Here is a 13,853-nt window from a genome sequence, read left to right as displayed (position 1 = left end):
TTTAGAAATGAGATAGTAAAAAATGGACAGAGAGGAAGTGAAGAGTGAAAGGTAAACAGTAGTTGGTAAGCAGTAGGCTTTAGAAGGCTGGGTGAAGGCAGTCAACCACTCTGCGCCTTAGTCTGATGAAAATTGAGAAATAGCAGTGAGGAGTTGGGAAACCGATAGCGCTCCCACACTCCTCTTTTTCTTAGGTTTGATGAAGATAGTTGCGCCTATAAATATTTTTTGAAGACCTTCTCCCAGATATCGTAGCCTTTCGACGTCATGTGAAGGTTGTCTTCTCTGAAAATGTCATCCATTACCTCGCCGTTTGGCTGTAGCATAGGTGTCCACACATCAACGTAGCCGACATTAGCCTCAGTTTTTGTCCAGGCTTCCAGCTGGGTATTGAAGTCAACGTACTTGTCTTTCAGGCTCCAGCGGGCAACACTTGGCTTAGCGGAGATGAAGTATACCTTTACATTTTTGGGTAGTTTTTCTCTTATCTGCGCAAGTATGGTTTTTGCGTCTGTCAGGATTTGTTCGGCTGTCTTTCCTGAGGCTATGTCGTTGTCACCCTCATAAATAAAGATTTTTGACGGGGAATATTTGAAGATTAGCTCATCTGTGTAGTACAGCAGATCCGACATGGACGAACCACCAAAGCCCCGGTTGAGTACGTTCTTTTTTGGGAATCTCTCCGCCATATCATCCCAAATTCTGATGGATGAGCTGCCAGTAAACAATGCAAGCTTTTTGTTACTTACTGAGGCGGCTTCCTGTGCGTATTTGTCAATTTCTCCCTGAAAACGTTGCGGGTTTTGAGCAAGCAGTGTGACGCAACCAAAGAAAAGGGCAGTGAGGAATGAAAGTCTTTTGTACATGTAGGTATCTTTTTTGGAATGAGCAATTAAGATAAATAAACCCTGACGAAATCATCGACTGATTTCTTTTCAACGGTATCGGAAGAATGCTGATGAGGCGTCGAGGATGACGTCTGACGGCCCCAGCGCAACCTGCCTGCTTGCCGCCCCGACGCCTGCTTCGGTCTCCGGTCTTACCTAAGTCGTATACACCGAGTTAAACAGCACGTAATCCGTTGTCAAATCAGTACCCCAGCCGGTGGCTTCTGCCTTTCCTTCGTTCAAATCGAGGTTGATATAGATATGTGACTCCCGAAGCACTCGTTTCATATAGTTGCGGTCGTAGTCGAGCGGCTTGCCTTTTTCCAGCACCTGTATCATCTCTTTGTCATCGCCAAGGTATAGGTCGGCTTTTTCGAAGTTGAATGGTACGTCGGCATTGCCTGCTGCGCAAACAATGCGTCCCCAGTTGGGGTCACGGCCAAACATGGCAGTCTTTACCAGGGTGGAGCTCGACACGGCCCGGCATATTTTTCTGGCCGTTACCTCATCTGTTGCATTCTTAACGGTATATTCGAGAAACTTCGAAGACCCTTCCCCGTCCGAAACGATCAGCATACAAAGGTGCTTCATCATCTCCTCTAGCTTTGCTTTGAACACGTCATAGCCCTTGTCTTTTTCCGACTTCAGTATGTCATTTTCAGCCTTGCCGTTGGCCATCACCACCACCATGTCGTTAGTTGAGGTGTCGCCATCTACCGTGATCATATTGAAAGTCCGGTCAACTACCTCCTTCAGGGTTTTCTGCAAAAGCTTCGACTCTATTGCTACGTCGGTGGCAATAAATGCCAGCATGGTGGCCATGTTGGGGTGGATCATGCCCGATCCTTTGGCGATACCGCCCATGTTGATTTCATGGCCATCGAGCTCAAACTCCAGAAAGCCCTCTTTTGGAAAAGTGTCGGTCGTAAGAATGGCGTTGGCGGCAAACGACCCAGCGTTTGATTTACTGCTCAGCTTTGGAGCTGATTCGATGATGCCTTTTACCACATCTTCAGTGGGAAACGGCTCCCCAATAATGCCAGTGGAAGCAATAATGATAGATTTTTGATCGATGCCAAGCGCTTCGGCGGCGGTTTTCAGCATGGCCTGAGCGCCGTCTGCTCCTTGTTGGCCTGTGCAGGCGTTGGCGTTGCCAGCGTTGATAACGATAGCCTGAACGATACCGCCTTTGATGTTTTCTCTTGATACCTTGATGGGCTCAGCCACCACCTTGTTTTGGGTGAAAACAGCCGCACCATTGGCGGGTACTTCAGAATATATCAAAGCCAGGTCACGCCGCAGTGATTTGACACCCGAATGAGCGCCCCAGCATTTGATGCCTCTTACATTGGTAATGTTCTTGATCATGGGTTGACGGGTATTTGATTTAAACCTAAAGATTCTTCGAAGCCGAGCATGATGTTCATGTTTTGAACAGCTTGCCCGGCGGCACCCTTCACCAGGTTGTCGATGGTGCTGATGAGGATGATATTGCCTGTTCGCTCGTCGAAGTCGGCGTATATATTGCAATAGTTGCTGCCCCGCACGTCTTTGATGGCAGGTGGCGTGCCGCAGATTCTTACAAAGGGCTTGTCTTTGTAAAAGTCCTGATAAAGTGCTTTCAATTCAGCACTGCTTGTAGCGCCCTTAGGCCTGGCGTAAGTCGTTGAAAGGATGCCACGATCTACCGGCAGCAGGTGAGGGGTGAATTGAAGTGTCACCCCGGCTGTTATGCCATCCAACACGCCTTGGATCTCAATGGTGTGGCGATGGTTCTTTAAACCATAAGCCTTGAAATTGTCGTTCACATTCGAAAAGTGAGTGGTGGTGCTGGCTTTAATGCCGGCGCCAGTGATGCCCGACTTCGCATCGATGATGATGCCTTTGCTTTCAATGATACCATTTGCAAGCAACGGCGCCAGGGGCAAAATAGCGCTTGTGGGGTAGCAGCCCGGATTAGCCACCAGGTCAGCACCTTTGATTTTGTCGTAGAAAAGTTCCGGAAGACCATAAACGGCAGTATCGAAGCCTTCGACGAACGTGTGTGGCTTGTTGTACCATTCCTCGTAAGTTTTCGGGGAGTCGAGACGGAAGTCGCCTGAAAAGTCAACGATTTTAAAGCCTTTGCCGGCAAACTGCTTCACATATTCCATCGACACACCGTGCGGCAGAGCGAGGAAAACCAGGTCAAGGTCGAGCTCGTTCACCTTGTCGGCCTTGTGTAAGGGTTGGTCAACGATGTCTTTGAAAAACGGGTGAACATCTGAAAATTTCTCACCCGCCCGACTTTCTGACGTAATGACGGCAATCTCTACTTCGGGGTGGTTGGCCAGGATGCGAACAAGCTCTGAACCAGTGTAACCAGTGGCGCCAACAACGCCTATCTTTTTCTTAGGCATGGGCCTTTATGTTTATCAGTGATTCTTTTAATACGGTAATGGCCTGCTCCATCTCATCGTAGCCGATAGTGAGTGGCGGCACCAAACGCAGCACATTCCCTGCCGTGGCATTGGCTACCACGCCGTTTTTCAGCATTTCCACCACGAGGGGCTTGGTTTCAAAATCGAACTCAGCACCGATCATGAGCCCTCTTCCCCTTACTTCCTTGAGGGAAGACTCGTTCATGTCCAACAGGGCCTTTTTGAGCCAGATTCCTTTTTCTGCTGCGGCCGTCAGTAAGTTCTCTTCTTCAATCACTTCCAGCACGGCCAGCGACGTAGCGCAAACAAGCGGATTGCCCCCGAAGGTGGTGCCATGGTCGCCCGGTTTCATGACAGAGGCCATTTTCTCACTGCACAGGATGGCACCGATGGGAATACCACCTCCAAGACCTTTGGCGAGGGTCATGATATCAGGCTGCACGCCGAAATGATCCTTGGCGAACCACTTGCCCGTGCGGCCGATGCCAGATTGGATTTCATCAAAAATCAGCACAATTTCTTCGTCGTCGCACAATTGACGCAGCGCTTTGAGGAATTCAAGGTCAGCTACATTGATACCGCCTTCCCCCTGAATGGGCTCTACGATGATAGCGGATATTTGGTGAGTGCCGCCTTTCGGATTATTGTCCTGCAAAGCCTTCTTCAGTGCGTCTATGTCGTTAAATGGCACTTGCATAAAGCCCTGTGGAATGGGTTCGAAGCCATCCTGCATCGTTTTTTTGCCAGTGGCTATCGTGGCCAGCGTTCTGCCATGAAAGCAGTTTTTCATAGAGATGACGGTACCACCTTTTCCTTTGCTGTGGCCATACTTCCGGGCAATTTTTATGGCGCCTTCAGCCGACTCGGCCCCGCTATTGCTGAAAAACACCCTGTCCATGCCGGAGATTTCGCTGAGCCTCTTGGCCAGTAGCGCCTGGGGCTCGCTGAGGAAAAAGTTGGAGATGTGCATCAGCTTGCCTGCCTGCTCCCGGAGCGCCTTCACCACTGTTGGATGACAATGGCCTACATTGCAAACAGCGATACCGGCCAGCATATCGATATACTCTTTGCCATCGGTATCCCAGAGTTTGGCACCTTTTCCCCGCTCGAATGTAATGGGAAACCTGCCGAAGGTGGGGAGGTAGTGTTGTTTGTCAATGTCGTGAAGCTGCTGATTGTTGTATATACTCATGGGTAATAAATAGCTGCGACATGCCCTCCGGCATGTCAGATAATGTTAATAAAGTGAGTTGGTTAATGCTTATAAAAACAAGGAATCACCGCTGCGGCCTCGGGTAGTAAAGTGGAAGCGAGGGGCACGAAAAAAAACTGGCACTTGGGGCATTTTGATGATTCATTGTTTTGGGGTATTAAAGGGGTAAACCCTTTGAATATCTTTGATCAACTACCTCAAAGATACACAGTTCAGCCCGGAAATGTTCCATTTAAATGATTTAAAACAACTTTTTCAAGTGCATTGTCGGTAAGAGAAGTTCATTTATTAACCGACCATGCTTTTATAGTACCGCTAACCCTTCCCTGCGGCCGCTCGTTTCTTTTTTTAGAAGGCTCAGATATGATGGAAGGATAAAAATTGGGATGGAGCGGTGAAAATGAGATTTGGAGTATAGCTTGTGGTTTCCGGCACAATACCTTAAGGTGTCAAATATGCATTTTCGACACTTACACGTTGCACTAAAGATTTAACGTGATTTATACACCGCCCCCGTAATCCCGGACTAACGGATTTTAGAAATTACCTATATTCGGCCCTTATCCAAACCAACCGTTTCAATGAAGAGATTTTCATCGCTTTTCCAGCTTTTAGCCTTGCTCATTCTTGTCGCCAGTTGCCAGCCCGAACAGCCTAAGCAAGAGGTAGTCACCGCCGCTGCGCCAACCACCAAACGATACGAAGACCTGGTGGCGCTGTTCAAAGAGTGGAGGAGCTTCGAAACCCCACCCCTGAAGGATGGAGCGCCGGACTATACTGTAGCCACGTTTGAAAAGCGCTGGACGGAGTTTGAGCAGTTGCAGGGCCGGCTGATGGCTGTGGACACTGCTGGCTGGTCAGTTGAAGAAAAGGTTGACTGGACAGTTGTTTGGGCAGAAATGAACGGCTACGACTTCAATCATCACATATTGAAACCATGGGAAAGAGATCCGGCTTTCTACAAAGTACTGTGGATGGAGCGCAGCGACGTGCCTGCGCATGAAGGACCTACCAACCATGCTGCTTTGGATGTTTGGAAGTACAGTTTTCCACTTAACACAGAAGACAAAATACAGTTTCTGGAAGAACTGTCCGTCATTCCAGCTTTTAACGAACAAGCAAAAATCAACTTAACTGGCAATGCCAAAGACCTGTGGGTAGCAGGCATCAGGGATATTCGCACGCAAAGCGAAGACTTGAAGGGACTGCTGATGCTGCCTGGTGTAAAGGAAGACGCTGGTCTGGTGCAAGTCGTCAATGACGGTATTGCCTCTACAGAGAAATTGGTTGAATGGCTGGAGAAACAGGCGGAGTCTAAAACCGGGCCTTCAGGCGTTGGGAAGGAAAATTATACCTGGTACCTGCAAAATGTTCATCTGGTACCCCTCACGTGGGACGATGAGGTGATGCTGCTAAAAAGAGAACTGTCCCGTGCATGGGCCTCGCTGAAGCTGGAGGAGCATCGTAACCGTGATCTGCCCGAGCTCACTGCCGCCGACTCTCCGGAGGCATTCAAAAAGATGGCTGAGGAGGCCGCCGTCAGCATGATGAAATTTCTGGAGCAAGACGAAATCGTGACGGTGAAGCCGTATATGGAGCCAGCTTTGAGAGAACACCTGGGCAGCTATGTACCGAAGGAAAGGCGCAACTTTTTCCTAATTGGCATGCACTATGACCCACGACCCCTGTATTCACATTTCTACCACTGGTTTGAACTGGCCCGCATGGACAATGAACCACATGAAAGCGAAATTCGCAAAGGCCCATTGTTGTACAATATCTTCGACTCCCGCAATGAAGGCACTGCTACAGCCGTGGAGGAGATGTTTATGCAGGCAGGCTTTTATGATGACGACCCAAGAGTAAGGGAAATTGTCTACATCATGATTGCGCAAAGGGCCGCCAGAGGGCTGGGGTCACTTTACGCCCAGGCTAACGAAATGAACAGCGTGGAGGCCGGAGGCATCCACTCTGAATACACACCAAGAGGCTGGATGAAAACTGAAAAAGAACTGCTGCTATTCGAACAGCATTTATACCTGCGCCAGCCTGGTTATGGCAGCAGCTATATCACTGGCAAGTATTTACTGGAAAATGCCATGGCGGAGTACGCCAGAATGAAAGAGGCTAACAATGAGCCTTTCAAAGTAAAAGACTTCTTTGACCAACTCAATGCCATAGGATGTATCCCAATATCGTTGGGACACTGGCAAATGACGGGTAATGATGATCATTTGGAGGTGATCAGGGAGTAATCCTCCAATTCTTCGGACGAGCATTTCCCGTTAAGCTTTTAATGGATTCTTACGAAGCGCCTAACGAAACTCCGTTAGGCGCTTAATGAGCACCCGCTAAGACCTTTACAGAAATCGATCAAGCGCTTTACCGAAAACAAATATGCGCCTTACCAAAGTCAGCTGCTTTGATTACCAACTAAGCCCAATGCCAAAGGCCAGCATCACTGGCGGCGCACCGTTTCCTTTGAATACTTGTTTCTCAAATTCTTCGTCGATAGACAGAATTTTTTGAATGCCAATTTGAGTGACGAGACCAAGGTCGCTGGATTTGCTGAACACCAGCCGACCTCCAAATTCCAGTCCCAGGGTAGTGATTTGCCCAAAACCTCCGTCTTTATAACTAAAATTGAAAAAGGAGCTATTCTTTTCCGGGTTAGTGTGAATTTTCATTCCGGCAGTGAAGCCCGCCAGGCCACCTCCCAGGTGTATGCCAAAATAGTCGCTCGCCCTGATTTCATAGTCTACGCCTATCAGCGTTATGCCACCAATCTGATATCCTACCGCAGTGATATTTCTATTCTCCGTGTAGGTTTCAGTTGTTGCCTCTTCCTGTGATTCCGCAGGGGCTTGAGATACTGAATTAGTCTTGCTTTCTGAGGCTTTGTAGTTAGGGTTGTCCCCGCTTACAGGTTGAGTGACTGAGTACAATGCGGCCTCGGATCCGGGCACTGTATTTCTGGAGGGTTGGGGTTTTTCTGTTTTGCCATGCATCACGGATACCCAGTTGGAGTCGTCGAAGGCAAAAAGGGTTTTTGCTACGGCCTCCCGTATGTTGGCTTCGTGCAATTTGGTTACGTCGTTGCCAGTGACCTCTACATGCTGATCGGTGCTGAAGAGCTTAATTTCACCTGTGAAAAAGTCAACAGAAATGTCGGCGTACCCAACCTCGCCAACATTTGCCGGTTTTTCGGAAATCTCCAGTCGGTTGATCACCATCACAATAGGAATCTCCTGGGTTGTGGTTGGAAAAGCAGATTTCAAGTAGCCTTCCAGCGAGTTTTCCAGTCCGTACTCAAACTGGGCAAGACGCTGAGTGCCGTTGTGCACAATGCCAATCCTGCTTTTGTCGGTTCGGTTGTCAATGACCTGGTCTATATAAAAACTTCTGTTGGGAATGTTGATATAGTCGGGATTCAGCTTTATCACGTAGGTTTTTTGAGCGAACGAGGTGCCTGAGAGCAGGCCGATAAAGAGAAGGCAGAGTAATAGCTGGTTTTTCATGGTGATAGGTTGGTGTTTTTTTAACGCCGGTTTTCCAAAGGATTACCACTTCCAATATGCAGAAGTATTTTAATTCTCCGGTATATTTTTTTTCAAATAACTCCAAAAAAATTCAGTTAAAACAAAAGATACGATACAACCTTCGGTTAAATATTAAGCTGGTTGTAAAAGCCTAGGCGAGAGGAGACGGTTACTTGACTAGCAGGATGGCTGGCACCAGGCGAAAGGCATCGGTGACACGTATTTTTAGTTGGTCAACGCCTACAGATAGCTTTGCATTTATTCAAAACTTTAATATGTTTGCATCCCGTTTCGCAGTGAGACACGAAACGCAGTTCCTTCACTTCAAGCCTGGGTGGCGAAATTGGTAGACGCAAAGGTCTCAAACACCTTCGGGGGCAACCCCATGCCGGTTCGAGTCCGGCCCCAGGTACTCTTTTCTTATTTCAGTTCCCTAGTCTGCTATTGTGATAATTTCGTTCGAAAAGGCCACCGGCTTTCCCGCAAAAAGCACCCTTGTCTTCGCCCAGGTAGTTTTGAATAGCTCCGAACGCCGGTAGTTTTCCAGATCCGCCGCAGTTTGCCAATGGCTGTAGGTGGTGAAGACGTTTGGCGTCTCTGTGCTTTGCCATAGCTCCAAATGCTGACAGCCCTCAAAATGCCTGATTTTGCTTTTGGAATTGTTGAAGATCGTCAGGAAGTCGCTGACTTTACCGGGATGAAAGGTCATGCGCACAATCCTAATAATCATAGCTATTCAGTTACGAAGTTGATAAAAACAGGGGAGTCGTAGTGAAGCCCCAGCAGGTCAGACCCATGGCCGTTGTTGATGCCAATTTCCAGCAAACCCGATTGGTTGAAGATGAAGAAGCATTCGCCACCTTCCACAGAGAAATAGGACTCGTGAATTTCGGTAGAGCGCTCCCTTCCAAAAGATATTTCAAAGCCTTTTTGCTGGTTGAGCTCCATGATGGTGTCAAAGTCCTCTTTCGCAATGTTGGTGATCAAATTGCCGTAATGGTCGATATGAATCACATGGCCTGTGATTTGTTTTTTAGTCGTTTTGCCCTTTTTCTTGATGAGGGTGTTGAGCTCCGGCACCATTTGCCCCAGGTCATGGATCGACTTGCCGCTGGCCAGGTAAGAGGCGGCTTGCGCATACATGTTTCGTGCGGGGAAGGTGGTCTTCTTTTTATTGATCAAGTCCAACGCAACAACTGCTGTGGGCTTCTGCGTAGAAATCAGGCTAAAGATGCCATTGTCGGGCCCAACGAAGAAGTGATCCTCGAGCTTCACTGCCACTGGCTTGTCTTCTCTTTTTCCGGTCGAGTTCACGGCCACCATATGCACTGTGCCCTTGGGGAAATCACGAAAGACCGATTCAAGAAGGTAGGAGGCCTCTGCCAGGTTGCACGAAGCTACTTCGTGGCTGATGTCAACTATTTGCAGCCCGGGGTTAACGCTCATTATCGCTGCCTTCACTGCTGCCACGTAATGGTCTGACGTACCGAAATCTGACAGAAAAGTGATGAGAGCCATGTAGGAAGACGCAAATAATAGTTAGTTTTACAGGGGCAAAGTAAATAAAAATAAAGCACTTAGCTGATTACTAACAGAATCTAAAATAGATCATCATTTGATAGAAAAGGTCATCACACTGGAGAATATCTCCCTTCTCGATTTTCTGGGGATTGAGAACCAAAATATTAAGCAAATAGCCCAGGCGTTTCCTCAAAGCAAGATCATATCCAGAGGAAATGAGATAAGGATACAGGGCAGCACGCCCGAAATCATCAGGATCAACGATATCCTTAATTCGCTGATTCAGCACTACAACAAGTTTGGCATGGTAACGGAAGAGAACGTGACCAACTACCTGACACAGGAAGACGAGACCGTGCTCGATGAGGACAAGGATGATGTGCTTATTTATGGCACTAAAGGGTTTAAGATCGTTCCGAAGACGCCCAATCAAAAAGCGCTTGTAACAGCCTCCCGAAAAAACGACCTGGTGTTTGCCATAGGCCCGGCTGGTACCGGCAAGACCTATATTTCCGTGGCGCTGGCTGTAAAGGCACTCAAGAACAGAGAGGTGAAAAAAATTATCATCACCCGCCCGGCAGTGGAAGCGGGGGAAAATCTGGGCTTTTTGCCGGGTGATTTGAAAGAAAAAATAGACCCTTACTTAAGGCCTATTTACGATGCGCTCGACGACATGGTGCCACCAGAAAAGCTGAAGTTTTATCAGGAAAACAGGGTGATAGAAATAGCGCCGCTGGCCTACATGCGGGGCCGTACCCTCAACCATGCATTTATCTTGCTGGATGAAGCGCAGAACACCTCAGCCATGCAAATCAAGATGTTTCTGACCAGGATGGGGCCCACTTCGAAGGTGATCATTACAGGCGATAAGTCGCAGGTGGATCTGCCCAAAAAGCAAAAGTCAGGCCTTATTGAAGCATTGAATGTGCTGAAAGACGTGAAAGGCATTGGCTTTGTGGAGCTGGATGGCAAGGATGTGGTAAGACATAAGCTGGTAAGAGAAATTATCAAGGCTTATGATCAATTTGACGAAGGAGAAGAAGACCGCAAATGAATGATATAGCGGTTAGAAAAATCGCCTCGAACGAAGACCTGGAGCAAGCCTTTTACATTCGCCGCAAGGTATTTATGGAGGAGCAAAAGGTGAGTGAGGCGGACGAATATGATGGCTTGGATGAATCTTCAACGCATTTCCTGGCCTTTTCTGGCAGTCAACCTGCTGGCACCGCCAGGTGGAGATATGTAGAAAATAGCGTTAAGCTCGAACGGTTTGCCGTACTTGTTAGTTTTAGGGGAAAGGGAGTTGGCAAAGAGCTCTTGAAAAAGGTAATGGGAGATGTGCTTGCGACCGTTCCGTTAGGAACCAGAGTCTTTCTTCATGCGCAAATCGACGTGGTGCCTTTGTATCAATCGCATGGGTTCGTAACGGTGGGAGAAGAGTTTGAAGAGTGCAACATTGTACATGTTGAAATGGAATATGATCGCAATAGGTGACTTTGGGAAAGTCAACATGGAAATTGAGACCAGTTAAAGCTTAAACGATAGAGAATTGACAGCATTGGAAAAAATAACTCATTTTTTTGAGTTGGCAGGCGGCGATCTTCACCTTCTTAAGCACGATTATTTTGTTATTGGCAGCGCCGCCATGGTGCTGGCAGAGTGTGAAATGTACAAGATAGGAGACATCAACCTACTGACCTCCAGCGCTGACGCCAACTTTCTTAAAGAACAATGGAAAGACAGGCAAGTAAAGGATCATGTATATGCCTATGACCGAATATTCAGATCCAACTCCGGTAGGTTTCGCTTCAAAGGAGTTGACGCAGAAGTAATGGGAAACCTTGAAGTGAATGCGGGGCAACAATGGGTGCCGTTGCTTGTCAGGCAATTTATGAATGTGACAGTGGCCGGCATGCAAGTGAAAATACCCACCATCAAGGAACAGCATCGGATTTATCGTTTTTTCGGTCGGCCCAAAGATATCCAGAAGGCTGAGCTGCTGTTGAGACATTTATAAGAAGTTTTTCAGCATTATCTTTTGTACAATCTTTTTTAACTATAGCGTCATAATTACTATTTTTAGAAAAATAGTAGCCAATTGATCCGCTGGAGTGCCATACCTTTTGTTAGAATTTTTCTAGCCTGTGCTGCTGGTATCGGCTGCCATGAGTTGTTTCTGAGAGGCACCTGGCTTCCCCCTTCGTATATAGCGCTTGTTTGGCTTGTGGTACTGCTTCTTTGGTTTTATTCCAGAAGAAACGCTGCACGGAGTCTGCGTTACCTTTTCGGTATAGTGTTTATGCTTTCGATCAGTTTCGTCGGCATCCTCAGAAAGCAGTCAACAGAAGCCACATTTCAGGAGAATCATTTGTACACCAGCAAGTCGCCGATAGATTTCTACAAAGGAGTTCTGGTAGATGATCCCATAGAAAAGACAAATACCTGGGCGTTTGATATCCAGGTGACTGCCATTAGGTCGGGCGATTCATTGCTGCGAAAGACTGGATTGGTGCAGATATACCTGAAAAAGGACTCCGCCACCACGGCCAATCTTAGTGCCCTGAAATACGGCACGGTACTTTGGATCCACGGAAGCCCGGAAGAAATCAGACCGCTTCGTAACCCTGGCGGATTTGACTTTAAGCAGTACATGGCCAGGAAAGGCATTCATTTTCAGGACTACGTTACCTTCGACGACGTGCTCCTGGCTGGCTCAGCACCTCCTAATAAGTTAGTGAGCCTTTCAATGGGTTGGCGACGTGAGCTGCTACACGTGCTGAAGGAATACCTGCCGGATGTGCGGGAGCGGGGCATAGCTGAGGCGCTGATACTGGGGCAAAAAGATGAAATTGACATCGAACAACGGCGGGCTTATGCGGCAGCTGGTGCCATGCATATTCTGGCAGTGTCGGGCCTGCATGTGGGCATCATCTACATGATCCTGGCTTTCTTGCTGAAGCCATTGGAGAAGCGTAAATATGGCAAGCTGGTGCGATTTATCATTTTGTTTGCCAGCCTATGGGGCTTTGCGCTGATCACCGGCATGTCGGCTTCGGTGTTGAGGGCCGTTACCATGTTTTCTATTGTGATGGTAGCAGAAGGCCTGGGTAGAAAGACCAATATCTACAATTCGCTGGCGCTGGCTGCCTTTCTGCTGCTCCTTTACGACCCCAACTTTCTTTTTCATGTGGGCTACCAGCTTTCATTTCTGGCGGTGCTGGGTATCGTTTACCTTCAACCCTTTCTGTACCGTCAGTGGGCGGCACCTCATTGGCTGCTCGACAAAATCTGGGCCATTACCTGCGTTTCTCTGGCTGCTCAGCTGGCCACAGGGCCATTGAGCATGTACTACTTCAACCAGTTTCCCAGTTGGTTTTTGTTGTCCAATTTGCTCGTCATCCCGGCGGCATTTCTGATCTTAAGCACCGGAGTGGCCTTATTTGTTGTCCATTATGTGTCATCATTTTTGGCCGGGGCAGTAGCCTTTATGCTGAAATGGATGGTGTTTGGCCTCAATTGGTTTGTGGAGTTTATAGAGCTGCTGCCGGCCAGCCAAATCTTCCCCATTTCCTTTTCATCTGCACAAACCTGGCTGTTATACAGTGCCCTTCTGCTGATGCTGCTTTGGTGGCAGAGCCGTGAGTACCGGTGGTTTCAGTACATGGCGGCGTGTCTGCTACTCTTTGTTCTGTCGAAAGGACTTTTTGTAGCAGATAAACATCAGAAAAGGGAGCTGGTGATTTACGAAATGACCGGCTACACCGCCATGGACTACCAGGAAGGAGGGAAGGTGTTTCACTATTTTGATGAGGCGTTTAAGCAGGAGGAACGACTATTCAACCTTAATGTGAGACCCCACCTGATCCAGCAGGGAACAATGATCCCTTTTGTTTCGCATGCCGACAACTGGCTTCCCCAAACGGTTTTGATAAAAGACACCCTCGTTGCAATAAAGGTCGGCAGCTTGAAAGTGTTTCATCTGCTGAACCCACTGCCGAAAAACAAAGCTTTTTCCGAGCCCCTGGCGGCTGATCTTTTGATTGTCTCCAACCAGAGTTTTTGGTCGACAGACCTTGGGAAGTATTTTGCTCCGCAGGAAATCGTTTTTGACGGAACTAGCAGGTTCAACTACCTGAGCAGAACTTCGAAGGCGTTGCAGGGAACGAGCGTAAAAGTCTACATCATTCCAAGGGAAGGTGCCTACGTAAGGGATTTGAGACAGCGAGAGTAGTAAAGCGTACTCGCTCGAGAGCAAGCGCATTTAGCCTGCAAC

At 48.0% G+C, this 13,853-nt stretch carries 12 protein-coding genes and 1 tRNA gene; 6 read left to right on the top strand and 7 right to left on the bottom strand.

Going from position 1 to position 13,853, the window contains the following annotated elements; genetic code table 11:
• Positions 1-215: 215 nt before the first annotated feature.
• From RT717_RS17355 to RT717_RS17340, 4 genes are all read right to left on the bottom strand, one after another.
• Entirely contained in the window at positions 216-866 is a 651-nt protein-coding gene (locus tag RT717_RS17355; RefSeq protein WP_317487651.1) for an SGNH/GDSL hydrolase family protein, read from the bottom strand.
• 177 nt (positions 867-1,043) lie between these two features.
• A complete protein-coding gene (gene argJ / locus RT717_RS17350; protein WP_317487650.1) occupies positions 1,044-2,255 on the bottom strand; it encodes a bifunctional glutamate N-acetyltransferase/amino-acid acetyltransferase ArgJ in 1,212 nt (403 codons plus the stop codon).
• The gene (gene argC, locus RT717_RS17345) at positions 2,252-3,286 is read right to left on the bottom strand and encodes an N-acetyl-gamma-glutamyl-phosphate reductase (RefSeq protein WP_317487649.1); all 1,035 of its coding nucleotides are present in this window, start codon (positions 3,284-3,286) and stop codon (positions 2,252-2,254) included. Before argC ends, argJ begins: the two co-directional genes overlap by 4 nt.
• Positions 3,279-4,499: an aspartate aminotransferase family protein gene (locus tag RT717_RS17340; RefSeq protein ID WP_317487648.1), complete on the bottom strand. Its 1,221-nt coding sequence runs from the start codon at positions 4,497-4,499 to the stop codon at positions 3,279-3,281. Before RT717_RS17340 ends, argC begins: the two co-directional genes overlap by 8 nt.
• A 602-nt stretch (positions 4,500-5,101) precedes the next feature.
• Here RT717_RS17340 and RT717_RS17335 point away from each other — a divergent pair.
• Positions 5,102-6,775 (top strand): DUF885 domain-containing protein, encoded by a 1,674-nt coding sequence (locus tag RT717_RS17335; RefSeq protein ID WP_317487647.1) that lies wholly within the window; start codon positions 5,102-5,104, stop codon positions 6,773-6,775.
• 171 nt (positions 6,776-6,946) lie between these two features.
• Here the strand turns inward: RT717_RS17335 and RT717_RS17330 are convergent, their stop codons facing one another.
• Positions 6,947-8,038: a hypothetical protein gene (locus RT717_RS17330; protein WP_317487646.1), complete on the bottom strand. Its 1,092-nt coding sequence runs from the start codon at positions 8,036-8,038 to the stop codon at positions 6,947-6,949.
• Positions 8,039-8,387: 349 nt separating this feature from the next.
• On the opposite strand from RT717_RS17330, the gene RT717_RS17325 reads away from it, so the two are divergent.
• Positions 8,388-8,471 (top strand) — tRNA-Leu (locus RT717_RS17325).
• A 21-nt stretch (positions 8,472-8,492) separates the two neighbouring features.
• Here the strand turns inward: RT717_RS17325 and RT717_RS17320 are convergent.
• Entirely contained in the window at positions 8,493-8,789 is a 297-nt protein-coding gene (locus tag RT717_RS17320; protein WP_317487645.1) for a putative quinol monooxygenase, read from the bottom strand.
• A 2-nt stretch (positions 8,790-8,791) separates the two neighbouring features.
• On the bottom strand, positions 8,792-9,577 hold the full coding sequence (locus tag RT717_RS17315; RefSeq protein ID WP_317487644.1) for an SAM hydrolase/SAM-dependent halogenase family protein: 786 nt from the start codon (positions 9,575-9,577) through the stop codon (positions 8,792-8,794).
• Between the two features lie 97 nt (positions 9,578-9,674).
• On the opposite strand from RT717_RS17315, the gene RT717_RS17310 reads away from it, so the two are divergent.
• The 4 genes from RT717_RS17310 to RT717_RS17295 all read left to right on the top strand — a co-directional run bounded on the left by RT717_RS17310 (position 9,675) and on the right by RT717_RS17295 (position 13,811).
• Positions 9,675-10,634: a PhoH family protein gene (locus RT717_RS17310; RefSeq protein ID WP_151999517.1), complete on the top strand. Its 960-nt coding sequence runs from the start codon at positions 9,675-9,677 to the stop codon at positions 10,632-10,634.
• Positions 10,631-11,074 carry a GNAT family N-acetyltransferase gene (locus RT717_RS17305; RefSeq protein ID WP_317487643.1) on the top strand — a complete coding sequence of 148 codons (444 nt, stop codon included), beginning with the start codon at positions 10,631-10,633 and terminating at the stop codon, positions 11,072-11,074. The genes RT717_RS17310 and RT717_RS17305 overlap by 4 nt, the downstream gene beginning before the upstream one ends.
• A gap of 55 nt (positions 11,075-11,129) precedes the next feature.
• Complete coding sequence (locus tag RT717_RS17300) at positions 11,130-11,597, top strand: hypothetical protein (RefSeq protein WP_317487642.1); 468 nt, start codon at positions 11,130-11,132, stop codon at positions 11,595-11,597.
• An 81-nt stretch (positions 11,598-11,678) separates the two neighbouring features.
• Positions 11,679-13,811: a ComEC/Rec2 family competence protein gene (locus tag RT717_RS17295; protein WP_317487641.1), complete on the top strand. Its 2,133-nt coding sequence runs from the start codon at positions 11,679-11,681 to the stop codon at positions 13,809-13,811.
• Positions 13,812-13,853 lie beyond the last annotated feature (42 nt).

This window comes from Imperialibacter roseus (assembly GCF_032999765.1).
GTDB classification, from domain to species: Bacteria; Bacteroidota; Bacteroidia; order Cytophagales; family Cyclobacteriaceae; genus Imperialibacter; species Imperialibacter roseus.
Note: the sequence above shows the minus strand (reverse complement) of the source record. Positions and strands in the feature narration are given on the sequence as shown.

What these genes read in the sequence shown, in the direction of transcription:
- RT717_RS17355 (WP_317487651.1), bottom strand. Translation starts at nt 866, where the DNA reads ATGTACAAAAGACTTTCATTCCTCACTGCCCTTTTCTTTGGTTGCGTC.
- argJ (WP_317487650.1), bottom strand. Translation starts at nt 2,255, where the DNA reads ATGATCAAGAACATTACCAATGTAAGAGGCATCAAATGCTGGGGCGCT.
- argC (WP_317487649.1), bottom strand. Translation starts at nt 3,286, where the DNA reads ATGCCTAAGAAAAAGATAGGCGTTGTTGGCGCCACTGGTTACACTGGT.
- RT717_RS17340 (WP_317487648.1), bottom strand. Translation starts at nt 4,499, where the DNA reads ATGAGTATATACAACAATCAGCAGCTTCACGACATTGACAAACAACAC.
- RT717_RS17335 (WP_317487647.1), top strand. Translation starts at nt 5,102, where the DNA reads ATGAAGAGATTTTCATCGCTTTTCCAGCTTTTAGCCTTGCTCATTCTT.
- RT717_RS17330 (WP_317487646.1), bottom strand. Translation starts at nt 8,038, where the DNA reads ATGAAAAACCAGCTATTACTCTGCCTTCTCTTTATCGGCCTGCTCTCA.
- RT717_RS17320 (WP_317487645.1), bottom strand. Translation starts at nt 8,789, where the DNA reads ATGATTATTAGGATTGTGCGCATGACCTTTCATCCCGGTAAAGTCAGC.
- RT717_RS17315 (WP_317487644.1), bottom strand. Translation starts at nt 9,577, where the DNA reads ATGGCTCTCATCACTTTTCTGTCAGATTTCGGTACGTCAGACCATTAC.
- RT717_RS17305 (WP_317487643.1), top strand. Translation starts at nt 10,631, where the DNA reads ATGAATGATATAGCGGTTAGAAAAATCGCCTCGAACGAAGACCTGGAG.